This is a genomic window from Dehalococcoides mccartyi 195 (genome assembly GCF_000011905.1).
In the GTDB taxonomy this organism is placed as follows: Bacteria; Chloroflexota; Dehalococcoidia; order Dehalococcoidales; family Dehalococcoidaceae; genus Dehalococcoides; species Dehalococcoides mccartyi.
The window spans coordinates 629,306-652,954 of sequence record NC_002936.3; the positions used below are offsets into that span (position 1 = coordinate 629,306).

The 23,649-nt window shown below is 50.2% G+C and carries 24 protein-coding genes and 3 riboswitches; of the genes, 12 read left to right on the forward strand and 12 right to left on the reverse strand.

The annotated features are described in order from the left end of the window. Positions 1 to 76: 76 nt before the first annotated feature. From DET_RS08850 to cobU, 12 genes are all read left to right on the forward strand, one after another. Entirely contained in the window at positions 77 to 199 is a 123-nt protein-coding gene (locus tag DET_RS08850; RefSeq protein WP_268741269.1) for a hypothetical protein, read from the forward strand. Between the two features lie 20 nt (positions 200 to 219). Then, positions 220 to 705 (forward strand): hypothetical protein, encoded by a 486-nt coding sequence (locus DET_RS03580; RefSeq protein ID WP_234943846.1) that lies wholly within the window; start codon positions 220 to 222, stop codon positions 703 to 705. Between the two features lie 159 nt (positions 706 to 864). Beyond that, positions 865 to 1,000, forward strand: a riboswitch (cobalamin riboswitch). Positions 1,001 to 1,090: 90 nt separating this feature from the next. Beyond that, positions 1,091 to 1,209: riboswitch (cobalamin riboswitch) on the forward strand. 104 nt (positions 1,210 to 1,313) lie between these two features. After that, entirely contained in the window at positions 1,314 to 2,330 is a 1,017-nt protein-coding gene (locus tag DET_RS03585) for an ABC transporter substrate-binding protein (protein WP_010936425.1), read from the forward strand. 138 nt (positions 2,331 to 2,468) lie between these two features. Next, on the forward strand, positions 2,469 to 3,473 hold the full coding sequence (locus DET_RS03590; protein ID WP_010936426.1) for a FecCD family ABC transporter permease: 1,005 nt from the start codon (positions 2,469 to 2,471) through the stop codon (positions 3,471 to 3,473). Between the two features lie 11 nt (positions 3,474 to 3,484). Then, on the forward strand, positions 3,485 to 4,309 hold the full coding sequence (locus DET_RS03595) for an ABC transporter ATP-binding protein (RefSeq protein ID WP_010936427.1): 825 nt from the start codon (positions 3,485 to 3,487) through the stop codon (positions 4,307 to 4,309). Beyond that, entirely contained in the window at positions 4,299 to 5,069 is a 771-nt protein-coding gene (locus tag DET_RS03600; protein WP_010936428.1) for an adenosylcobinamide amidohydrolase, read from the forward strand. The genes DET_RS03595 and DET_RS03600 overlap by 11 nt, the downstream gene beginning before the upstream one ends. 1 nt (position 5,070) lies before the next feature. After that, a complete protein-coding gene (locus DET_RS03605) occupies positions 5,071 to 5,997 on the forward strand; it encodes a cobalamin biosynthesis protein (RefSeq protein WP_010936429.1) in 927 nt (308 codons plus the stop codon). Continuing rightward, a complete protein-coding gene (locus tag DET_RS03610) occupies positions 5,981 to 7,087 on the forward strand; it encodes a pyridoxal phosphate-dependent aminotransferase (protein ID WP_010936430.1) in 1,107 nt (368 codons plus the stop codon). The genes DET_RS03605 and DET_RS03610 overlap by 17 nt, the downstream gene beginning before the upstream one ends. Positions 7,088 to 7,102: 15 nt before the next feature. After that, positions 7,103 to 7,301: riboswitch (cobalamin riboswitch) on the forward strand. Between the two features lie 155 nt (positions 7,302 to 7,456). Then, positions 7,457 to 8,515: a nicotinate-nucleotide--dimethylbenzimidazole phosphoribosyltransferase gene (gene cobT / locus DET_RS03620; protein WP_010936432.1), complete on the forward strand. Its 1,059-nt coding sequence runs from the start codon at positions 7,457 to 7,459 to the stop codon at positions 8,513 to 8,515. Positions 8,516 to 8,552: 37 nt separating this feature from the next. Further along, positions 8,553 to 9,317, forward strand: a complete 765-nt coding sequence (cobS, locus tag DET_RS03625; protein ID WP_010936433.1) for an adenosylcobinamide-GDP ribazoletransferase — start codon at positions 8,553 to 8,555, stop codon at positions 9,315 to 9,317. 19 nt (positions 9,318 to 9,336) lie between these two features. Further along, on the forward strand, positions 9,337 to 9,939 hold the full coding sequence (cobC, locus tag DET_RS03630; RefSeq protein WP_010936434.1) for an alpha-ribazole phosphatase: 603 nt from the start codon (positions 9,337 to 9,339) through the stop codon (positions 9,937 to 9,939). 53 nt (positions 9,940 to 9,992) lie between these two features. After that, positions 9,993 to 10,559, forward strand: a complete 567-nt coding sequence (gene cobU, locus DET_RS03635) for a bifunctional adenosylcobinamide kinase/adenosylcobinamide-phosphate guanylyltransferase (RefSeq protein WP_010936435.1) — start codon at positions 9,993 to 9,995, stop codon at positions 10,557 to 10,559. A 77-nt stretch (positions 10,560 to 10,636) separates the two neighbouring features. Here cobU and trxA read toward each other — a convergent pair whose 3' ends face one another. The 12 genes from trxA to DET_RS03690 form a co-directional block, all read right to left on the reverse strand. Next, positions 10,637 to 10,960 (reverse strand): thioredoxin, encoded by a 324-nt coding sequence (gene trxA / locus DET_RS03640; protein WP_010936436.1) that lies wholly within the window; start codon positions 10,958 to 10,960, stop codon positions 10,637 to 10,639. A 90-nt stretch (positions 10,961 to 11,050) separates the two neighbouring features. Beyond that, on the reverse strand, positions 11,051 to 11,227 hold the full coding sequence (locus tag DET_RS08775; protein WP_234943841.1) for a hypothetical protein: 177 nt from the start codon (positions 11,225 to 11,227) through the stop codon (positions 11,051 to 11,053). 13 nt (positions 11,228 to 11,240) lie between these two features. After that, positions 11,241 to 12,197 (reverse strand): sensor histidine kinase, encoded by a 957-nt coding sequence (locus tag DET_RS03645; protein ID WP_234943842.1) that lies wholly within the window; start codon positions 12,195 to 12,197, stop codon positions 11,241 to 11,243. Between the two features lie 16 nt (positions 12,198 to 12,213). Then, complete coding sequence (locus DET_RS03650; protein WP_010936438.1) at positions 12,214 to 12,888, reverse strand: response regulator transcription factor; 675 nt, start codon at positions 12,886 to 12,888, stop codon at positions 12,214 to 12,216. A gap of 70 nt (positions 12,889 to 12,958) precedes the next feature. After that, positions 12,959 to 13,603, reverse strand: a complete 645-nt coding sequence (locus DET_RS03655; protein WP_010936439.1) for a DUF3786 domain-containing protein — start codon at positions 13,601 to 13,603, stop codon at positions 12,959 to 12,961. An 18-nt stretch (positions 13,604 to 13,621) separates the two neighbouring features. Beyond that, positions 13,622 to 14,968 carry an acetyl-CoA decarbonylase/synthase complex subunit gamma gene (gene acsC, locus DET_RS03660; protein ID WP_010936440.1) on the reverse strand — a complete coding sequence of 449 codons (1,347 nt, stop codon included), beginning with the start codon at positions 14,966 to 14,968 and terminating at the stop codon, positions 13,622 to 13,624. Positions 14,969 to 14,988: 20 nt separating this feature from the next. Next, positions 14,989 to 17,190 (reverse strand): acetyl-CoA decarbonylase/synthase complex subunit alpha/beta, encoded by a 2,202-nt coding sequence (gene acsB / locus DET_RS03665; protein ID WP_010936441.1) that lies wholly within the window; start codon positions 17,188 to 17,190, stop codon positions 14,989 to 14,991. Positions 17,191 to 17,249: 59 nt separating this feature from the next. Beyond that, a complete protein-coding gene (locus DET_RS03670) occupies positions 17,250 to 18,191 on the reverse strand; it encodes an acetyl-CoA decarbonylase/synthase complex subunit delta (protein ID WP_010936442.1) in 942 nt (313 codons plus the stop codon). A gap of 35 nt (positions 18,192 to 18,226) precedes the next feature. Further along, entirely contained in the window at positions 18,227 to 19,117 is an 891-nt protein-coding gene (locus tag DET_RS03675) for a bifunctional 5,10-methylenetetrahydrofolate dehydrogenase/5,10-methenyltetrahydrofolate cyclohydrolase (RefSeq protein ID WP_010936443.1), read from the reverse strand. Next, positions 19,117 to 19,899, reverse strand: a complete 783-nt coding sequence (locus DET_RS03680; RefSeq protein WP_010936444.1) for an AAA family ATPase — start codon at positions 19,897 to 19,899, stop codon at positions 19,117 to 19,119. The genes DET_RS03675 and DET_RS03680 overlap by 1 nt, the downstream gene beginning before the upstream one ends. After that, complete coding sequence (locus tag DET_RS03685; protein ID WP_010936445.1) at positions 19,896 to 21,818, reverse strand: ASKHA domain-containing protein; 1,923 nt, start codon at positions 21,816 to 21,818, stop codon at positions 19,896 to 19,898. The genes DET_RS03680 and DET_RS03685 overlap by 4 nt, the downstream gene beginning before the upstream one ends. A gap of 37 nt (positions 21,819 to 21,855) precedes the next feature. After that, positions 21,856 to 23,649, reverse strand: coding sequence for a formate--tetrahydrofolate ligase (locus DET_RS03690; RefSeq protein ID WP_010936446.1), 1,794 nt, complete (start codon positions 23,647 to 23,649; stop codon positions 21,856 to 21,858).

The window sequence follows — 23,649 nt, forward strand, 5'->3', positions numbered from 1 at the left end:
TGAGATAAACCCGTTTATTAGGTAAAATGGTTTGCAGTTATATATCCTTAAACCTTACAAGAGAGAAGCGAGCGTAATGATAAAACCAACCAAGCTGATTCCGCCTTTTCCCCAGATGACAATAGGGGTTATGGGTTCTGCCGGCGGGGCAATGTCTGATGAAACCAAAAAAATCTACGTTGTCTGGGTGAGTGCATAGCCAAGCGTAAACATGTACTTATTACCGGTGCCTGTCCCGGTATGCCCCATGAAACTGTGCTGGGGGCTAAGGAAGAAGGCGGAGTAGTAGTGGGTATTTCTCCGGCCCTCAATCTGGAAGAACACGTAGAAAAATACCATTCTCCCACCCGCGGATATGACGCCATTATCTATACCGGCTCAGGTCTGATGGGACGGGAGATTGAAAATATCCGCAGCTGTGACGTAGTTATATTTGCCGGGGGGCGCTCCGGCACTCTGGGTGAGTTTGCCATAGCTTATGACGAAGGCAAGGTTATAGGCGTGTTGCGGGGGAGCGGCGGTATTGCTGACCATCTGGACAAGATTATTGCCATGGTGGACAAGGAAACCGGTGCCCGGGTCTACTACGAATCAGACCCGCATAAACTGCTGGACGTACTGGAAGCAGTTTACCGGGAACGTATTTTCCCCAGGCATAAGCTTCTGCTGGAAAACCACAGCCCTGACGGTATTTACGACGGCTAATCTAATTTTAATCTGAAAGGGATTTAGTTTCTAAATCCCTTTTTTATGTCCCCGGAATGCTTGGGATAGGGGGTCTGTCAAAGCAGGTTTACGGGTCTGGTTTCCCTGAGAATATATTTCAGGTTTTTCGTTTATGTATTGACTAAACAAAATAACTGGAGTAAACTAAAATTTAGTTGAATATATGACGGGATAGCTATGAGTGCAAGACCGGTGCGAATCCGGCGCAGTACCGCCTACTGTGACCGAGGGGAGACCTTCGGGAGCCAGAACCTCAAATTCCGTTACCAGGCACTCCGCGGAATAGGGAGGGTAGTCATTTTAAAGTGACTGAAATACCTTTGTCCGATGAGGCAGAGGTATTTTTTATGTCTGGCAGAGTATATAAAAAATAACAGGGCCTTGAACTTTGAGTGCAAGACCGGTGCAATTCCGGCGCAGTACCGCCTGCTGTAATGGGGCAAATACCCCGAAGTCAGAACTTCAAAGTTCGGTTTTAGAGGCTCTCCGCGGTAAGAGGAGGTACGTGGCCATGCAGAAAAACTTGTAAGAGGAAACAGTTTTGCCCGTGGTTTTGGTTTCCGATATTAAAAATGAATGGAGCAGTTATGCTGAGTGATATTAAAATGAAACTTAACAGTAAGAGTGCCCGCTTGGGTACGGCTGTTGCCAGTATCTTCTTAAGTTTGGTTTTGCTGCTGGGTTTGGCAGGCGGCTGTAAAACGGCAGACGATACCGAAAATGAAGATGATACCCCGGTAGTAACCGAAGTAAGCTATCCCTTGACAGTGACAGACCAGCTGGGCAGGACGGTAACTATTCAGTCCGAACCCCAGACTATAGTCTCTCTTTCCCCCAGCAATACCGAAACTATTTATGCTATGGGACTGGAAGATAAACTGGTGGGTGTGACTACTTACTGCAACTACCCTGAGGCCGCCGCAGATAAGCCCAAGGTGGGCGGTTTTTCAACCGTAGATGTTGAAGCGGTGACTGCTATAGGACCTGATATTATTCTGGCCTCCAATCTTCATGAATCTACCGTTATCCCTCAGCTTGAACAGCTGGGTCTGACTGTGATAGCTATCAGCCCGGATAATCTGGAAGAAGTAATCTCATCTATTGAGCTTATTGGCAAATGCCTTAATCAGGTTGAAAAAGCCAATTCGCTGGTAGACGGGATGCAAACCCGTATAGATGCGGTAACAGCCAAGGTCAAAAACCTGTCTGACAGTCAGAAACCGCGTGTTTTATACATTGTCTGGCATGAACCTCTTATGAGTGTTGGTTCTACTGCCTTTATAACCGGCTTGATTACTGCTGCCGGAAGCGTTAGTATTACTGCTGATTCTGTAGAAGCTTATCCTACCATTAGTTTGGAAACAGTACTCGGGGCTAATCCCCAGGTGATAGTGGTGGGTACCGGTATGGGTTCAGGGGCGGATGCGCCGCTGATTTTTATGCAGGATGAGCCCCGTCTGGCGGCTATTGATGCCAGAATAAACGGCAATATATATAGTATCAATACAGACCTTATCGGCCGTACCGGCCCGCGGATTGTAGATGCTCTGGAGCAGCTGGCCCAGATGCTCCACCCTGAAATATTCGGGGCTTTCAGCGGATAAAGAATTCGGCTGGGGCAGGTATATACCTGCCCCACAGTTTTGCAGGTAAGAATGGGTGTTAATACAAGTCTGAATAAAGAAAACTGCCCGGCAGTACCCGGCGGTCTGCACCCTCACTAGCAGGGCAGGCTTTATGCAATGCTCGGGTTGCTTGGATTGCTGCTGCTGGCGGCAATCTTTGCTATTTCATTCGGCTCGGTTGAAGTGCCGTTTTTTACCACTATATCCATTATAATTTCAAAAATCCCCTTTATACATATCAGCCCTGACTGGACTGTAAATACCCAGACTATTATTTGGGATATCCGTTTGCCCAGAGTCCTGCTGGCCGGAGTGGTGGGTATGGCTTTGGCTGTGGCCGGGGCTACATATCAGGGGCTTTTCTGTAACCCTCTGGCAGACCCTTATCTTATCGGTGTGGCCCAAGGGGCGGCGGTAGGCGCTGTACTGGGGCTGATACTAGGTATCGGTTTTGATATACTGGGTATTTTCGCAACCCCGCTGTTTGCCTTTGTGGGGGCGTTCGGGGCGGTAGGTGTTGTGTATATGCTGGCCAGGGTGGGAAACCGCCTTACGGTTACCACTTTGATACTGGCCGGTGTGGCACTGGGCTCATTCCTTACGGCTGTTGTATCGTATTTGATTACGGTCAGCGGCGACAAGATTCACTCTGTTATGTTCTGGCTGATGGGCAGTTTTTCTATGGCTGCCTGGGACAGTGTAAAAATAGTTGTACCTATTGTAATCATAGGTACTATAGTTATACTTTTATTTGCCCGTTCGCTGAACCTTATTCAGCTGGGTGAAGAGCAGGCTCAGGAACTGGGGGTAGATGTGGAGCGGATGAAAATCTTCCTCCTTACGGCAGCTACCCTGATAACAGCCGCAGCGGTATCTTTTGTGGGTATTATCGGTTTTGTGGGTATTATAGTTCCCCACGCCGTGAGACTAATCTGGGGGGCGGATTACCGTTTCCTGCTGCCGCTTTCGGCTCTGGTGGGGGCGGTATTTATGATAATGGCTGACATTGCCTCCCGTACGTTGGTTGCTCCCAATGAAATCCCGGTGGGGGCTATTACGGCACTGGTGGGTGCGCCCTTTTTCCTGTATTTGCTTAGAAAACGCACCCGAATGCTCTTTTAGGTATATGAAAAATGTTTGAACTTGAAGTCCGGGATATAACCCTGGCCTATGGTGCGGTTGATGTTTTGAGGAATGTCAGCTTTAAAACCATGCCCGGTGAAATGATAGGCTTGGTAGGGCTGAATGGTTCAGGCAAGTCTACCCTGATAAAATCTTTGGCCAGAGTTATAGAGCCGCGTCTGGGGCATATTTACATAAACGGGCGTGATTCGCGTACTATTCCCCGCCTGGAGCTGGCTAAGATGGTAGGGGTTGTGCCTCAGATACCGGTACTTCCCAGCGCTTTTACCGCTTTTGAGATTGTCCTGATGGGCCGAAACCCTCATATGGGAACGTTTCAATATGAAAGCCGCAAGGATATTGCCATTGCCTGGGAGGCGATGGAGAGGGCAGGGGTACTGCATCTGGCTGAAAGACAAATAGGCGAACTTTCGGGTGGTGAAATACAAAGTGTAGTCATTGCCCGTTCGTTATGCCAGAAAACCGAGGCTATTTTGCTGGATGAGCCTACTTCCAATCTGGATATAGGCCGCCAGATAGAGGTACTTGACCTTATAAAATCAGAGTGCCGCGAACGGAATATTACCGTAATTGCCGCCCTGCACGACCTTAATCTGGCTGCCCACTATTGTGAAAGGCTGATACTTATTGATCACAACGGCATTCATGCAGACGGCAGTCCGGCCGAGGTAATAACCACTGAAAATATCAGCCGTGTTTACGGCCCCGGCAGTTATGTCCATACTCATCCCCTAAGCGGACTTCCGGCGGTACTGCCGCGTTTAGGTAATACCCGCTGTGCAAACGGCGAAAAGGGAGGCACGGGTGCCCGCTGAGAAGGTAAATATCCGGACAGTTGCCGAATTTCACGGCATAAAGGCCGAGGTTATTGAGCATGAGGTCTGGGGTGTTCCCGCCAATGCTTTAGTGGTTACTTTTCCCGAAGAACGGCGGGCACTTTCCGGCAGGCAGGGTTACCGCAAGGTCAAGGCAGTCTGCAATATTTATCTGCCGGATGCTATCTGGCCGCGTCTGCATAATGATAAATTAAGCTGGAATGGCTATTACCGTCAGGTTTTTTCCAAAGCCCTGAGTGCTATCGGCATTCCCCTTTCCAAAGTGCTGGTTTTATCCACCGGGGTTACCATGGACCATCTGGCCTTCCATGAAGAAAAACAGGGTGATTTATGGGTGGTGGTTCTGGCTACCGCCGGGGTGGAGTCTAATGCCTTACGCATTGGGCAGGATAAGTCTTCGGGTATTGACCGTAACGGCAAGTTCAAACCCTTCGGCACTATAAATACTATTATTCTTACCAGTGAAAGCCTGCCGCAGTCTGCTCTGGCTTCCTGTTTTATAACCGCTACTGAGGCGAAGACTATCGCTTTGGATGAACTGGGTGTCATGAGTGCTTATACCCCCGGCCTAAAAGCCAGCGGCACCGGCACTGACCAGATAGTGGCAGTTTCCGGCACAGGTGACAAGGCAACCTACGTGGGCGGGCATACTTTGCTGGGTGAACTGATGGGGCGGAGTGTTACCCTGGCTATAAAAGAAGCCCTGACCAAGCGTATGGCCAGCAGAAAAGGGCATTAGGTTGGAAGTCCTTTTTATATTCCTGCTGGCGCTCATTATTGATTTGGTTTTTGGAGACCCGCCTAATGCTTTTCATCCGGTAGCCTATATGGGCAGGGTAATTGCCCTTTTTGAGCGGGCAGGGTTTAAGGGCGGTAGGGTCTACCAGTTTGTTTACGGTATAGTCATGGTTTTTATTGCCATGGCACTTTTTTTTATACCGGTATATTTTCTGCTGGACTGGCTGCATGGAGTAAACAGTGTAGTTTACATAATAGTGTCGGCCGTTTTACTCAAGATGTGTTTTACGGTAACCGGCTTGCGTAAGGCCGCTTTGCTGATTAAACAATTGTTAGAAAAAGATGACATTGCCCAGGCCCGTTTTGAGCTCCGCTCACTGGTTTCACGTGATACCTCCAAACTGCCTCAGCCCAAACTGGTGGCGGCGGCGGTGGAATCTGTGGCGGAGAGTATCGGAGACGGGTTTGTGGCGCCGCTCTTTTTCTTTCTGATATTCGGCGTGCCCGGTGTTATGGCCTACCGGGTAGTTAGCACCTTTGACAGCATGGTGGGTTACCGCGGCAAATACGAATATCTGGGCAAGTTTGCCGCCAGATTTGATGATGTGCTTAATTTTATTCCGGCCAGACTGTCTGCCTTGTGCATACTGATTGCCAGCTTATTTGGGCGTTACAGCCCGGCAGGGGCATGGCGGATAATGTGGCGTGACCACGCCAAGACCCAAAGCCCCAATGCCGGCTGGCCAATGGCGACTGCGGCCGGTGCCCTTGAAGTTTGTCTGGAAAAAGTGGGACACTACTCACTGGGGGATAATATCAGGGAGCTTGTTCCCCAAACTATCAGCCGTTCGCTGCTGCTTATAAACAGTGCGGCCTTTATCTGGGTTTTAATAAGCGCGGGAGTGATTTATTTTGTCCGTATCGCCTAAGCCGCAGGTAGAAAAATTAAAGCCGTGTTACCACGGCGGGCCGAACTATGCCGAGCTTAGAAAACTGGGTATCAGCCCGGATGCGGTTATGGATTTTTCGGTAAGCTCAAATCCCTATCCGGCACCTGTTGAGCTCAAAAACGCCCTTTGCTCTTTGGTTATTGACCGCTACCCTGATTCAGATTCTGCCGAACTAAAAGAATACCTGGCAGGCAGGCTTTCACTTAAGCCCGAAAACCTGATTATGGGCAACGGCTCTATGGAAATTATCCGTCTGGTTGCCGGGGCATATTTCGGGGTGGGGGATACGGTTTTAATACTCAAACCCACCTTCGGGGAATATGAACTGGCAGCAGAAGTGGCCGGTGCGGATATAATTGAGCAGTGGGCAGACGAAGAGAGCGGCTTTAAGTTTGATTTGGATTTAACCTGCCGCATTATTAAAAAACACCAGCCCAAAGCGGTATTTATCTGCAATCCCAATAACCCTACCGGGGTTTATCTTTCCAAAGCGGATATTGAAAAAGTGCTGAGCGTCTGCACTGATACCCTGCTGGTGCTGGACGAAGCTTATATAGCCTTTGCTGAAGGCGGCTGGAAATCAACAGATTTGCTCGAAACGGGCAATATTATAGTTATCCGCTCTATGACCAAAGATTGCGCTTTGGCCGGGCTGAGGCTTGGTTATGGCATGGCTTCGGCGGAGATAATAACCAACCTCAAAAAGGTCTGTCCGCCGTGGAATGTTAATTCTGCCGCCCAGAAAGCCGGGCTTGTTTGCCTGTGTCACCCCAGCTATCTGGCGGAATCTGAGAAAAAGATAAAGGCCTCTAAGGAGTATCTCAGGCAGGGTTTTGCAGGCTTGGGCTTTAGAGTGCTGCCCTCCGAGACCAATTTTTTCCTGCTGAAAGTGAAAAAGGCCGCGGATTTCCGTTCGGCACTCCTTAAGCACGGGCTTATGGTGCGGGACTGCACTTCATTCGGCTTGCCACAGTATGTCCGTATTGCTCCCCGCACCCAAAGTGAGTGTGAACGCCTGCTTGCGGTTGCGGCTGAATTGAAAAGTAAGTCTGAGATTTATCCAGCCTGATTGACTGACAGGGTTTTGTCTGATATAGTTTTTAATGGTGATTAGCAAACGGAACACGGTTTGAATCCGTGGCGGTCCCGCCGCTGTAACCGGGGACTTTGGTTTCTTAAAGCACTTTTTGTGCGGCCACTGTCAGGGCAGTACCCTGATGGGAAGGGCGGAACCGGGGGATAATCCGGAAGCCAGAAGACGTGTTAACACCAAACCGGATACCTGATGGTAAAGGGGCCGGCTCATCTTGAAGATATTTTGAGATGTGCCAGCCCCTTTTTTATTTGGGCAGGCGCCAGAGGAGGATAAACTGAGCATAGCCTGAAATACCACCATGGATATTATGACCAAAGTTTGTAATATAGGAGTTTTAAAAATATGGAACTATTAAATGCAACACTGGCAAAGATACACGGGCTTGATAAAGAGGCCATGACCAAGGCTCAGGCCCATCAGGATATCCTGACTAAACCACAGGGTTCTTTAGGCAAGCTGGAAGCCATTGCGGTTCAGCTTGCAGGCATTCAGGGGAATGCTAAGCCCCAAACTGCCCGCAAAGCCATTATCACCATGGCTGGCGACCACGGTATTATTGATGAAAAGTTTCACAACTGGCCCAAAGAAGTAACCGCCCAGATGCTGCAAAATTTCGCCCATGGCGGTGCCGCCATAAATGTCCTTTCCAGACAGGTGGGGGCGCGTAATGTGGTGGTTGCTTTGGGGGTGGCCACCCCCATGGCGGAAGACCCGAATATAATCAACCGCAATATTGCCCCCGGTACCAATAACATGGTTTACGGTCCGGCTATGACCCGCGAGCAGGCGGTAAAAGCTATTGAAACAGGTATAGAGATTGTAAACGCCGAGGTTAAAAAGGGGCTGGATTTGGTAGGTACCGGTGATATGGGTATCGGCAATACTTCCCCTTCCGCCGCTATCTGCTCTGTCATTACCGGGCGGTCACTTGAAGAGGTAACCGGGCGGGGTACCGGTGCGTCAGACGAGCAGATGAAGCTGAAACGCAATGCCATTGCCAAGGCAATTGCCCTTAACAAACCCAATGCCCAAGATGCGCTGGATGTGCTGTCCAAGGTGGGCGGCTATGAAATAGGCGGTCTGGCAGGAGTAATACTGGGTGCGGCAGCCAACAGAGTGGGGGTGGTTGTAGACGGCTTTATTTCAGGTGCGGCGGCACTTATTGCGTATACTATCTGCCCGCAGGCAAAGGACTTTATGTTTGCCGCTCACCAGTCGGTAGAGCCGGGACACCGTATTTTGCTTGAACACATGGGGCTGGATGCTATTTTGAAAATGGATATGCGGCTGGGTGAAGGCACTGGTGCCGCCCTTGCCATGAATATTATCGAAGCATCCAACCGTATCCAGCACGAGATGGCCTCTTTTGCAGATGCCGGGGTTTCCGAAAAGCAAAGTTAGGTGTATTCTGGTATAATCCCGGTTTGAGGAAATATATATGGGTTCATTCTTAGCGGCTTTCCGCTTTCTTACCAATATACCTGTACCCTGGCTGAAAGAAGACTGGCAGGGGGAGAAGTCACATCTGGATTTTGCCCGCTCACTTGGCTTCTACCCCCTGGTGGGTTTAATTGTCGGGTTGATACTGGCCGTTTTGGGCTGGGTTTTCAGCCTTTTTTTACCGGATGTACTTACGGCCGCTTTGCTGACAGTAAGCCTGGTGGTGATTACCGGCGGTTTGCATCTTGACGGCCTGACAGATACCTTTGACGGTATTGCCGCCGGCCACAAGTCCTTTGAACGCGCCCAGGAGGTAATGCATTTGCCGGGGGTGGGGGCTATCGGGGTACTTGCGGCAATCTGCCTGTTACTTTCAAAGTTTGCCGCTATCGTTAGCCTTCCTTCAGGCAGTTTCATAACCGGGCTTATCCTGTTTCCTGTAATCAGCCGCTGGGCTATGGTCTATGCGGTGGTTTGTTACCCGTATGTCAGGTCACAGGGTTTGGGCAAAGAGCTTAAGGGCGGGTCTGCAAAAGCCAGCTTGTGGCTTGCTACCATTTTCTGTCTGGCAGTCTGTGTAATACTGGGTGGCTGGGCAGGGTTGCTGGCTATGTTCGGCAGCTGGCTGCTGATTATGTATCTGGCATCTTTCTTCAGACGCAGGCTTGGCGGACTAAACGGGGATACTTACGGCTCAATTAACGAGTTTACCGAGGTAGCGGCGCTGATATTTATAGTGGCCTTGTCCGGGTATTTCAGCTGAAATAGAGGGAGTTTATAGCATGAAACTGATACTGGTGCGTCACGGGGAGACCGAAACAGATAACTGCCGCTGTTACTGGGGGCATAGTGATATCGGCCTTTCAGACTCCGGCCATGCTCAGGCTAACTCCCTGCGGGAATATTTGTCTGCGGTCAGGATAGATGCCATTTATTCCAGCCCTCTTAAACGCTGCATGGAAACTGCTGAAACCATTGCCTACGGGCGGCCTCTTTCAGTCAATAAAAATAATGACCTGAAGGAAATAGATTTCGGGCGGGTAGAGGGCCTTACCTACGATGATGTTTTAGAACGCTACCCGGATATTGCCCAGAAATGGGCTGAGGGCAGTTTTGACGTGCATTTCCCGGACGGGGAAGGCATGGAACATTTTGCCCAGCGGGTTGTTAAATTTGTAAAAATGCTCTCCAAGCACCGGGAGGATGAGACTTTATTACTGGTGGGGCACGGGGGTGTTTTCCGTATCCTTATCTGCCATTTTCTGGGCATTGATTACAAACACTGGTGGCAGTTTACGCTGGGTGTTGGCTCGGTAACTGTTCTGGATATTTATCCCGAGGGGTCTATACTGGAAAAACTGAACGATAAATCCCATCTGGGCTGATTTTTAACTTTTGTTCAGGCAGGGCGTTTTTATAATACCGGAGGGTCATTAAAATGAATTATTTACTTATCGGCGGTGCCCGCAGCGGCAAAAGCAGTTATGCGGAGGAACTGGCCAAATCCATAGGTGGCAATATTGTGTTTGTGGCAACAGCCGAAGCCGGTGATGATGAAATGAAAACCCGTATCCTGCGGCATCAGCAGGCCCGTCCGCCTGAGTGGGGTCTTATAGAGGCCAGTCTGGGGGTGGGTGAAAAAATAAGCGCTCACGGGAAAAATGCCGATGTGATTATACTGGACTGCATTACCCTGCTGGTAAATAACATAATGTGCCGGTATATGCTTGAACATGGTGATGAGCTTACCGGTGATGCGGCTGACTATCTGGATGCGGCGGTTAAAAAAGAAATAAACGATGTTATAAAAGCTATGGAAAAGACGGGTGCGTCATTTATTGTGGTGACCAATGACGTGGGTGCGGGGCTTATCCCCCCTAATGCCATGGCCAGAATTTACCGGGATTTGCTGGGCAGGGCAAACCAGATGCTGGGTGCATATGTGGAATATGTGTACCTTATGGTGGCCGGACTGCCCATGCAGGTTAAGCCTTTGCTCCGCTAGGGGCAATTTTATAGTAAAAAGAATATGAAAAACCCCCGCTAAAGACGGGGGCTTTTGTTTATAGGGTATTAAAAAATTTACTTCTGGAGTAACTGGTCAATCTTCTGGCTTAAGGCAGATTCGGGTACTGCACCTACCACCATGTCAGCTACCTGACCGCTCTTGAAAAACAGCAGGGTAGGTATGGACATAACCCGGTATTGGGCGGCAGTAGTTTTATTTTCATCTACATTCAGCTTGCAAAATTTAAACTTGCCTTCGTATTTAGTAGATAATTTGTCTATTATGGGGGCTACCATGCGGCAGGGGCCGCACCACGGTGCCCAAAAATCTACCAGCACGGGTTTATCTGATTTTAGTACCTCGGCCGCAAAACTCTGGTCGGTTATTTCCATTACCATCTTGTTTCTCCTTAGTGTATATTCCTGTCTCTTTTAATACTACTTTGAGGTTCATTTGCTGTCAAGGCGGCCCGAAACTGGCATCAGGCTTTAAACCTCATTATCCTCCAGGTTGCCGGAATTTGGTACGGCTACTGTTACCATGGTACCTACCTCCGGTTTGGACTGGATGGAGAGCCGCCCGCCAATAAGCTGTGCCCGTTCCTGCATACCGGTCAGTCCCAGTTTGCCCAGAGCGGCCAAATCTCCTACCCGTTCCGGCAGCAAAAACCCCCTGCCGTTATCTTTTATGGTCAGGGATGGCTTTGTATTTGCCGAAGTCTATATAAACCCAGGCTTTGGTTGCCTGAGCGTGCTTGCCTACGTTACGCAATGACTCCTGGACTATACGGAATAACACCAGTTCGGTTTCGGGGGCAAAACGGCGGATTTCCCCGTTTACATCTATATCAATATTTATGCCGAAGTGCTTTGAAAGGTCAGGTATCAGCCATTCCAAAGCCGGAATCAACCCCAAATCATCTAGTACCGAAGGCCGTAAATCCTGGGCAAAGCGGCGGACTTCACTTAAGGTGCGGTTTACATGGTTCTGCAGCTCTTCCAGTTCAGCCAGATTGTCTTCGCCCAGATTGGGGTTTTGGGTAACAAAGCGGTCTATGGCTCGTGATATGACAATCAGGTCCTGAGCGGTATCATCGTGCAGCTCCTGGGCAATACGGCGGCGTTCGTCTTCCTGGGCTATAGTGATTTGTTTAAGATAAAAACGCAGGTTTTGCTGCATACGCTGAAGTTCGCGCTGGGCTGTTTCCATTTTGAGGTAAGCCTGCTGGCGGTGTTTTTTATCAGTCTCATAGCTTTCCAGCCAGAGGTTTACCACCAGCCCGATGATAATAATGCCGATAATTTCAATAATATCATCAGGGGTGACCGTATCAGTTACGAAAATATTCGGAATAATAATAGCAATAGCCAGTACCAGGGAGAGAAGGCCCGGTCTTAAGCCAAATACCAGAGCGGTGTAGGTAACCGGCAGCAGCATTATAAGCCGTCCTACCGAATGGCGGGTCAGGTACAGAAAAGAATCAGGTTCTATCTGGCCTATAAAGGGCAGTAACTGGGGGTAATGCAGGAAAAAACCGCCGGTAAAAAGTAGTATCAGTATCCAGATATGCACATTGGCAAATAATCTGGGCAGGCGGCGGATTTGGCTGTAGAAGAAACTAAATACTTTTTTCATAGGGTAATATCAAGTTCTAGGGCAAATCTTCCATAATAAACCAGCCGCGTTTAAGCCCGTAGAGAATAGCTTCAGTCCGCGACCCTACGGATAACTTTTTGAAAATATTGGAGAGATGGGTCTGAATGGTACGGTTGGATAAATAAAGCTGGTCGGCTATATCTTTGTTGCTGACCCCCCGGGCGGCCATCTTAAGCACTTCTATCTCGCGGTCGGTCAGCGGGTTTACGGCTGAAACCTCTTCTGTCTTAGTGGCTTTGTTAATCAGCTGGTCAATAACCCGGCGGGTGGTAGAGGGCTGAAGTACTGATTCTCCGGCATATACAGCCCGGATAGCTTCCAGCAGCTGAGTACCTTTAACATTTTTCAGCAGAAAGCTGGCTGCGCCTGCTTCCAGTATGGCCAAAATATATTGCTCAGATTCGTAGGCGGTAAGTATAAGTATAGCCGTGGTGGGCAAAAGCTGTTTTATTTGCTTGGTGGCCTCAATCCCGTTTAAGCGGGGCATGGCAATATCCATAACAACTACGTCAGGGTGAACCTTCATGGACATTTCCACTGCCTCAACCCCGTCTGAGGCTTCGCCGACGACCATCATGCCGGATTCGCGCTGGATAAGCTCACGCGTGCCCTCACGCACAATTACGTGGTCATCTGCCAAAAGCACCTTTATCATCTGGGTAGTTTGCATTTCATTTCCCTCGTTCTAATTATATACTCAGGACTGGGCTGCTTCAACGCATTTATCAGACGGCATATCTTCAAGGGGTTTTTTGGCTGAGCCTGTGGCCAAGGTTCTGGCAGATTTCGGTAATGGCTTCAGTATCCAGATAGTGTGAAATGGAGCGGTCAAAGATAATATTACCCTCCGGGGGGAATTCATCGTCTCCCTGCCAGAATACCAGCCAGAGGGGCAGTCGGGGCAGGGCTTGAAATAAGAAACTCATATCAGCCTGGTCTGTTTTTTTACCGCCTAGTGACAGAGCGGATAAGCTCAGTTTAGCCTTATCTGCGGTATAAAGGGCTATCAGCCCTTTGAGCACCCTGTTATAGAAAACAGGCTGGTAGTTGGCACCTTCGGGCAGTTCTTTAAAGCTTATCTGTTCGTGCAGAACTGGTGTCCTGTCTGCCTTTAGCAGGTAATGCAGTATCAGGGCTTCTTCACGCAGTGACAGGTCTGTATCAGGGCTGGTTACGGCTGCGTTTCGGGTGTCTACCTTTACCTTAAACCCGAAATATTCCAGCTGGATAAAGGGCGGCTGGAATACCGCACCTGAGTTTTGGCATATCTTATTAAAATCCTGCGTGGCCAGAAAACGGCTGCGGTTAAGTTCAAGGGTGCGCTGGGTGGCCAGCTCAAAATTGCGCTGGTCAGGCAGGCGGAAACCTTCTCCTGAATTTATCATTTAACCCTCCGGTTTATGTTAGGGTTTAAACTGCTTTAAATAGGCCGGTATATGGGCGGCTTCACGCGGGCCGACCATTATCTCCCAGCCGGACAGCTCTTCTTCCAAGCCACCGCTTTCCATTGAGGCGTAGCCCGGTATAATCAGCTTGCGGTGGTTGATTTTAGCGGCAATACCGCTGTTTTTTACAAATTTACCGATTGTATCCGCCCCGAATTTGCCTGCCGCCCAGGCGGTCATGACCGAAAGCCCTTCGGTGTCTTTTATCATCAGGTAACAGGGTACGCGGCTGTTTTCCATCTCACCGGAGACAATAAAATATGTCAGCGAAAAATTGCAGGTGAGTATGACCGGTGAATTGGCATCCGGGTTGTTTATTTCATAAATACCCTCGGTAGTAGCCAAAGGCCGCTGGGGGTCAGTGTAAAGGTTCATACGAGTTACCAGCAAAGGGAACAGGGTTTCGCCGCTAAAGTCAGACAGCACCAGTATACCGGCGTATTTGGCAGTCAGTATGCCGGCAAACAGTGATTCTTTCATGGGGTCTTGGGTCATCTGGCCGGGGAAATTGATGACCGGAAAACCCATGGGGCGGAACTTTTTCAAAATGGCTGAGCGCCTTATGGCAACATTGTCAGATAAGGCCTGTTTTAAATTTTCGGCAGAGCTGTCAAGCACAATATCTTTTATTCCCAGTGATTGAAGCTTGACGCTAAGGTCAGCCAAATCTGCCAGGTTAGCCGCTTTGGCTACCAGCGGGCAGTTGTATTTTTTAGCCAGCTCTGCCATTTCGCTGCTGTTTTCGGCTGTGGCGGCGTAAAGAAGCGGTTTGCGTTCAGCGCAAATCTTCAAAGATTCATCAAGTACGGCTGTATCAGCACACATCAGCATGAGGCTGGCCGGGCATTTTCCGGCGGCCAGTTTGACCAGCTTCAGGTATTTTTCACCTGAGCCGCTGTCTGCCCTGAGTGCCAGCATATCCGGCTTCAGGATAGCACCCACCCGTTTGTACTGAAAACGGGTGAAAGCGGCCAGTTTGGCATCCTGTTCCGTCTCGCTCAGGCTGTCTGAGATGAGCAGGGCAATACCCGGCTGGTGCTCAAAGCGTTTTTCATGTCGGTGCATGACAGTTTCGCCGCCGGTTTTAAAAGAGTAATCACCTGTACCTATGCTCACTGTCCTGACCGGGGGGGCGGAAGCTTCCTCCAGCTTCTGTTTGGCTTCTTCCGAAACGTAAGGGCAGGCAGAAAGTTCAGCCCGGCCTCCTGCCAGACTCATGGCAAATGCCAGACAGGTGGGTACGCCGCATTCGCCGCAGTTAGTTCGGGGCAAAAATTTATAAATCTCTATACCGGTAGGTGACATAATATCAAACGGGCTCCTTTCTAGATAAGTGGCTCAAGGGTCAGCGCCGGGTGTTGTTTTGCTTCAAGGAAGGGGAGTATTTCTTCCTCGGTAGTGCCTACGCTTTCGTCTGCAATCCGCTCCAGTAAATCCGGTATACCCAGTTCGGCGGCTCTGGCATTAAACCGTTCCCGTATCTCGTCTTTCAGAGATTTGGGCATCCAGACCAGCCGGAGCAGTCCGTCTTCGGCGGAGATAAATTTGCGTTGGGTAATATTGTATTTGCTGTGGCCCAGAAAACCGGGGGTGGTAATGCCCCCGCCGATAGTCCCGGCCAGAGTAGTAAATTTCATACCGCAGGGGGTCATACCGGCGTATTCCCGGTTTACGGTCATAACCCCGTTGCACAGGGGGAGTATGGCCGCAATACATTCGCAGCAGCCGCAGGTGGTCATGGGGTCATGGATTATGCTGTAAAGATTGTAATGGCTGACCACCCCGCCGGATGTTTTTTCTACAAACTGGTTTATACCTGACCATTGCCCCAGCTTGGCATCAATAACTGCCCCCTTGTTTACCGGCTGGTTAGGCCCTAAATTATTAATCTCGTTGGAAGCCCGGCAGTCCATCCAGTTGTAAGCCCCGCACAGCCCGGTTCTTTCTGGGCTGACTATACAGACATGGCTGGGGGCAAATGACTGGCAGAGGGTGCAGGAATAAAAAGTCTCGGTATTTTCGTCAGTCATACCCTCAATGCGTTCATCCCGTTTGGCATAAATCTTTTTGGACTGCCCGCTTATCTCGGCCACTTTTTCAGGGGTGGTATATAGTTTTATCTGTATTTTGTCTACTATACCGCCGAAATCCTGATGCAGTTTGGCATGGAGAATAGAGCCGATATGCTTTAAGGAAAAGCCCTTGGCGGCTGCGCCTTTGCTTACACGCAGCCAGGCTATATCCCTCTGGCCGATATGCATAACACCCTGGGCGTAGTTCAGGAGGTGGTGTATCTGGCGTTCCAGTATAGGTTCGTAATCTTCATTCATTTTGTGTCCGGCTGCTTCTACCACTATAGCCAGCGGCAGGCGGGAGCCTTCGGGCACATTTGCTATATCCTGCCCGAACAGTTCTATTTTGCCGTCGGTAACATCATCCATTCCGGCGGTTGTTACCAGCTCTACCATCTGGGTGCGTCCGCCGCCGCATTCCAGATATATCTGTTCACCCCGTACCCGTTCGCCTTCGTAGGCAGGGCCGTAAGCCACCGGAACAGGCACTTTGGTTATATTTACTTTTATTCCCCGGACGTCCATAGCCTTGGAGACAATACGGTCATAAGGTATGCCTGCCAGCACTGAATCAACCGTATCTACCCCCGGCAGAATGGGCAGCACGGATTTGTCCGCAATTATGGGGAAGCCGAAATTTAGCGCCCCGGCGGCATTGGCATACCATTCGTCACTTATATCTCCCAGCGGCATAACAAAGGCCTTTATGCGCTCCTGGCTGTATTCAAACAGTTTGGCCCGGTTGCCCGGCTCTACATTGCCGAATGACAGGGCTACCCTGACGGCAAAGCCGAAGGCAAAGATGGCGGCGGTGGGTTCATCCCCGAAGGAAACCAGACGGGGTGTCCAGCCAAGCTCAACCCCGGCATCAGCCAGCTGGCTGGCAAAACGCTTGCCTTGAGATTCACCGCACATAAACGTATAAAGGTTTTTCTGCTGAAGCTCGGCGGCTATGCTTTCGGCCGTGGCGTTATCAGGTGCCGCACCTATAATGGCGGCAAAACCGGGGGCGGTGCCGTCTACAAACTCTACCCCGCGTTTACGCAGAATAATATCATCAGCCGCACCCAGCCAGATATTATCCGGGGTGGGGTCTTCGGTATTGGTGTAATATTCCGGCTGGCTCAGATAACGCAGAGCTTCCAGCATTTCCTCTGCAAACAGGGTGGCCAGACCGGCCTCCAGCACCGCACCCAGCTCGGTTATCTCTTCGGCTTTTACCTCCGGCGGAGGCAGCATTTTGAAGCATTTATCAAAAACGGCCTCCATATCAGACAGTTTTTCAACCTGAATACCCAGTATGCCGTAAATAACCGGCAGGAAATAGGCGGTATTCGGGAAACCTACTGCTGTATCAGGGCAGTTTGCGGCTAGTTCTTGTTTAAATATTTTATAACTGGCATTTACTATGTTTCTGGCGCTATTTATAGAAGCTTCGGCTACTGTATTACTCATTTTTCATGTCCCTCCTTGATAATCAGGGCATTACCTGTAAGTGCATTACGCGGGCGGGGTTAGCTAAGTTCGTCTATCAGTTCACCCGCCAGCCGCATGGATTCCGGATGGCGTATTACCAGTATATCCGCCCCGGCAATAAGTAAAATAGCAGCGGACATAGCTTCAATCATAATAGCCCGTTTTTCGGTATTGCCCATTTCCGGGCTTTCCGCTTCGGGTATTTTGGCTTCTTTGGTTTTCCAGGCTTCCCGCCCGATATTGCAGATAAGGGGGTACTGGAGACGTTCGTCCTGCTGGGTGAGCGCCGCCAGACGGATGCGTTCTATCACCGAATACGAATATTCTATGCCGTATCCTATGCTGCTGACAGTGGGGTCCATAATAAGCCCTTCGGCGGGTACGCCCAGATTGCCCAGCAGGATATTAAGCTGTTTAGCCAAGTTTATATCTATGGGTGACGAAGCGATAATAGTATGTTTATAGGCCATGGCCTGGGCGGCTATTTTCTTATAGTCACCCTCTTCCACCGGCCCCAGTATAAGCTTTTTATCAGGGCAGGCTTCACTTGCCTTGCGGAGTACCTCGGTGTCCTTTTCATGGTTAGCCGTTCCCCAGACTATCAGGGGTACATCCACGGCATCTGCCACTTCCCGGACAATTTTGGCAGATTCTTCGGCAGAACGGTCAAGCCCGTTCGGGTCAGTGCTTTCCAGTTGAAGGCAGATAAGCTCCGCCCCGTATGTATCAACACATTTTTTAGCCCAGCTGACCGGGTTATTGACTGCATCCCCAAAGGGCTTTAAAACATCTTCCGGCCAATCTTCAGGCGGGGTGTCCTGTATTTCCATGGCTATTTTAGGTTTGCGGGGCATTTCCCCCTCAAACAGGTAAAAGGGCATGGAAGTTTCACCGCCTACAGTGACGGCTTTCGGCCCTTCACCCAGGGTTATTTCCTTGATACGGCCGTTGTAGTTTATTTTGGGTATTTCAAATGCCATAAACTTTCCTCCATGAGGGGGTTAAAAGTATTTGTCTATTTTACCAGACCGGCAGCCCTTTTGGCGGCGGTCAGGGTATTTAGCATAAGCATAATAATAGTCATAGGACCTACACCTTTGGGTACGGGGGTAATGGCAAAGGCCTTTTCCTTGACGGCTTCAAAATCAACATCACCGGAAAGTATCCGCTTGCCTTCGGGTGTGTAGCCTATACAGGTTGTGCCTACATCTATCACCACCGCGCCCTGCCTGACCATATCTGCGGTGATAAATTTGGGCTTGCCCATGGCGGATACCAGTATATCTGCCTGCGAAGTTATCAGCGGCAGGTTTTTAGTGCCGCTGTGGCAGATAGTGACTGTGGCGTTTGCCCCCGGGGCTTTTTGGAGCAGAATATTGGCCAGCGGTTTGCCGACCAGATTGCTCCGCCCCACTATAACTACATGGGTGCCCTCTATCTTTATGCCCGAACGGATTAAGAGTTCCTGAACGCCGTGGGGGGTGCAGGGCAAAAAGCAGGGTTCACCCAGGCACATTCTGCCTACGTTTACCGGGTGGAAACCGTCTACATCTTTATCCGGATTTATGGCATTTAAGACCAGATTTTCCGAAATCTGGACGGGCAGGGGTACCTGTACCAGAATACCGCTTATTTTGGGGTCTGCATTCAGCCTGGCTATCAGGGTCAGCAAATCCTCATTGGTGGCACTCTGTGGCAGCGGGTGATGCTCTGAATATATACCCAGATTCTGGCACATTTTTATTTTGGAGTCTACATAAGAGTGCGAAGCAGGGTCATCTCCCACCAGTACGGTGGCCAGACCGGGTACTATGCCGTGCTTGGCTTTAAGTGCAGTTACTTCACTGCGTATTTCTTCGCGGATGGCGGCGGCTATTTCTGTGCCGTTTATAATATGTGCGCTCATTATTCTGATACCTCTGTACGGTTTTTAATGCCAAGCCGGGTTGAAAGTATTTTGGCCACTGCCTGCACTGCCGGAGAGTTGTCAGGCAATTTAAGCAGGGGGGTTTGCTTCAGGTCAAATTCACGTATCATTTCATCTGCCGGCACGGTATCTGTATAGGCTATGCCCAGTTTATTAATCTCTGCTTCCAGACGCGGGTCAAGCGTTCCGGTGACCATGTTTATAATAACAGAAATCTGGCTGACATTAAGTTTCATTTCATCTACCAGCTGGCGTATCCGCCCCAGTGTCCGCACCCCTTTGACCGAGTGGTCAGATACTATAAAAAGGTGGTCTACATTCTGGGTGGTGCGGCGGGACAGGTGTTCCATACCGGCCTCGTTATCCATAACCACATAGCGGTAGTTCTGGCTGAGCTTGTCTATATAACTGCGCAGGATGCTGTTAGGGTAGCAGTAACAGCCATCACCTTCGCCCCGGCCCATGCTTATCATATCCAGCCCTGTGCTTTCCGCCAGAGTGGTATTCAGCTGATATTCCAGATAAGCTTCTTTGGTCATGCCGGGCGGCAGGTTTAATTTTACATTGTTAAAGCTGGCTATCAGCCCGCCCACAGTCTGCGGCACGTCTAAACCCAGGCTTTCCCCCAGATTGGCGTTGGCATCAGCATCTACCGCCAGCACCGGGGTGAGAGAGTTTTTTAAAAGCTGGCGTATAATCAGACTGGAAACGGATGTTTTGCCTACCCCGCCCTTGCCTGCCAGTGCAATAGTATAGGTCAAGTATTGCCTCCGTTAAATTTACTTAAAGCGGCATATACCTCAGGGAAATCACTGGATTTGGTATGAGGCAGGAACATGGCCGCCATATAGTTATCCATAAAGCTGGTGCTTTCAGACAGCTCTACATTGGTCATCATTTTGGCGGCGGCAGCGGCCTGTGTTTGGGCATTGGCATCAAAAGCACACAACCTGGCACCCGCCAAAGAGCCGTTGCCTACAAAAATGAAACGTTCTTCGGGAAGTTCGGGCAGCAAGCCTATATTGATAGCTTTTTTAATATTCAGTTTGGCCCCGAAAGTCCCGGCAATAATCACCTTTTCAAGGTTGTCAAAACCGGCGCCAGCACTTTCCAGCAGTGTCTGGTAACCGGCATACATGGCAGCCTTGGCCCGGATAAGGTTGTCTATATCTACCTCTGAAAGGGTTATATTCTGTCCCTGCCCGAATTCGCGGCCAAAGGCCAGTACATATTCGCAGCCGTCAGCACCTTTGCGAAGGCGGTTGGTTTTAATATTTGAGTTATATTTGCCGTTTTGCCCCAGCAGGCCGCATTTGAGCAGGGCGGATACCGTATTTATAAGACCTGCACCGCAGATGCCCTTGGGACTGCCGCCGCCTATAATGCTAAGTTTGGGTTCAAAATTTTGGGTATCCAGTTCAATATCTTCTACCGCCCCCGGTTTGGCCAGCATGCCGTTTTTTATGCCGCCGCCCTCAAAAGCCGGCCCGGCAGAGCAGGAAGCAGTTAACATAAAGTCTTTGTTACCAACTACTATTTCCCCGTTGGTGCCAATATCTATATACAGCACCAAACCTTCCCGGCGGGGGATATTGGTGCTTATTACTCCGGCCACTATATCACCGCCCACGTAGCTGGCAACACAGGGCAGGGTGTATATATATGCCTGCGGGCAGATGCTCAGATTTATATGGCGGGCAGGTATCAGCGGCAGCTCATTTGCCGCGGGTACGTACGGGGCAAGCCTGAGGTGTTTGGGGTCAAGCCCGTAAAGCAGCTGGGTAATGGTGGTATTGGCGGCTATGGTTGCAAACGAAATATCCTCCGCGGTAAGTCCGTATTCGGAAAGCATGGCGTTACCCAGATTGTTAAGGGTGTTTACTACTGCCCGCTGAAGCTGAATAAGACCGCCCTCTCTGGCAGCATAGTTTATCCGGCTGATAACGTCTTCCCCGAAGGGTATCTGACCGTTATATTCGGTTGCCTGTGCCAGCACCTTAGATTCGGTAAACTCCACTAGCTGTCCGCGGACACCGGTAGTGCCTATATCAAAAGCAAAAGCGTATGTTGCCTTAGTCTGGTCTCCCGGTTGGATATTTATTATCTTTTCCCCGCCGGGGGTTTTAAGCAAACTCACACTTACTTCCCAGTTATTTTCCCGCAGGGTTTCGGAAAGACCCGAAAGCAGGTGATAATCTATATCCGGCTCTGCCGGACACACAGGTTTAAGAAAACGTTTTAATCTGGCAAGGTCACTTGCGTTATCCGTACCGGACGGGGGGGTAAGTTTCAGAAAAACCTTTCGGAGAGGCAAAACGGCTTTATTTTCAGCAGGTTCAGGCTGGCTTTGCAGGGTGCAGCTTATAGTATCACCGCTTAGGGCGGTATCAAAACGTGATTCGGCCAGAATCTCCACTGTTACGTTTGATATAAGACGGCTCTGGCAGGCCAGCCGTATTCCCTGGGCAAACTCTTCAGCGCTTATCTGGAGGTGGTCTTCGCACTCCAGTTCGCCTTCCACCAGTTTTATACGGCAGCGTCCGCATACGCCTTCGCCCCCGCAGGAGGCACATAGCCCTGTTCCGGCGGCAATAGCCAAATCAAGCAGGCTGTCCCCCTTCTGGCCATTTATAATTTTATGGCCGGGCTCAAAGCAGACGCTAAATTTCTTCTCGGTCATCTTACTATTTTATCAGCTTTAAACAGATTAGACCAATTTAGAACAGGCCCTTAACCTTGCCGGTGTGAGTATCTATATCTATCCGCCTGAAATTGGGGTCAGACGAAGTACCGGGCATAAGTTTGATATCCCCCGCCACCGGCACTACCAGGCCTGCCCCCATATAGGTGAGTATATCACGTATAGGCAGGGTAAAGCCGCCGGGGCGTCCTTTAAGTGCGGGGTCATGCGAGAGGCTGAGGTGGGTTTTGACCATACAGCTGGGCATAAACTGGGTGTTGCCCGTGTTTTCCAGGCGGGCAAGTTTTTCCAAGGCTGTCTGGGTGTAGGAAACGCCGTCTGCCCCGTAAACCTTACGGGCAATGGTATAAATCCGTTCCCTCAGCGGCATATCTTCGGGGTAAAGGAAGTGAAAGTCATTAGGTTCGTTACAGGCATCTATCACTGCTTCGGCCAGTTCGGCTGCCCCTTCACCGCCGTTTGCCCAGTGATAGGAAACAGCTACTCTGGCACCTGCCTGCTCGGCTGTGCGGCGGATAATATCTATTTCCTGAGCTGTGTCTGCGGCAAAGTGGTTTATGCAGACCACCGGGTTTATGCCTGCCGTTTTTACGGTCTGGATGTGGGCAAGCATATTCTGGCAGCCCTTTTCCACCAGCGCCGCATTGGGAGTGGTATAGGCAGGGTCAAGGGGGGCGCCGGGAGTTACTTTGGGCCCGCCGCCGTGCATCTTTAAAGCCCTGACCGTAGCCACAATAACTGCACAATCCGGTTTTAAGCCGCTTAAGCGGCACTTTATATTCCAGAACTTTTCAAAACCGATATCCGCCCCGAAACCGCTTTCGGTCACATGGTAATCAGCCAGTTTAAGTGCCAGCCGGTCAGCCACAATAGATGACTGCCCGATAGCAATATTGGCAAAAGGCCCGGCATGGACAAACACCGGCTGGCCTTCTATAGTTTGAAGCAGGTTCGGGTTTACCGCCCGAAGGAGCAGGGCGGTCATGGCGCCGTCTACCTCAAGGTCTGCGGTGGTAACCGGTTCGCCGTTTTGACGGTAGGCTACAATTATCTTGCTCATGCGTTCCCGCAGGTCTGCCAAGCCGGTAAAAACCGAAAGTATGGCCATCACCTCGGAGCTTACGGATATGCCGAAGCCGGAGTGCATCTGGTAGCCGTCTGTTTTACCGCCTATACCCATTATGATTTCCCTGAGGGACTGGGCGCAAAAGTCTATTGCCCATTTCAGTTCCACTCTGGCAGGGTCTATATCCAGCCGTTTTAAACTGCGGCTGGACAGAAATTCATCTGTATTATTCGCTTCGTGCTGAATCCTGGCCTGAAGGGCGACCATGGCCAGATTGTGGGAATTGGTAACAGCATCTATATCCCCGGTCAGCCCCAGAGTAAAGGGTGAAAGCGGCAGGCACTGGGAGCGTCCTCCCCCGGCTGCCGAGCCTTTTATATTAAAGGTGGGGCCGCTGGAAGGCTGGCGGATTGCTCCGGTTACTTTCTTGCCCAGATTTCCCAGCCCCTGCACCAGCCCCATAGTGGTGGTGCTTTTACCTTCACCCAGCGGGGTGGGGGTAATGGCGGTTACATCTATATACTTGCCGTTTGGTCTGTCTTTCAGGCGGGTAAGTACCCCGGCAAAATCCACTTTGGCAACATATTTGCCGTGGGGGATTATTTCATCTTCGGTCAGGCCCAGTTCCTCGGCCAGCATTTTTGACGGTTTCAGGAATTCTTCGGCCTTTTCGGCTATTTCCCAGTCTTTCATCAGGCCGGGGTCAAGGTCTTTTAAGTGTGATTTGCGGTTATTTATAGTCAA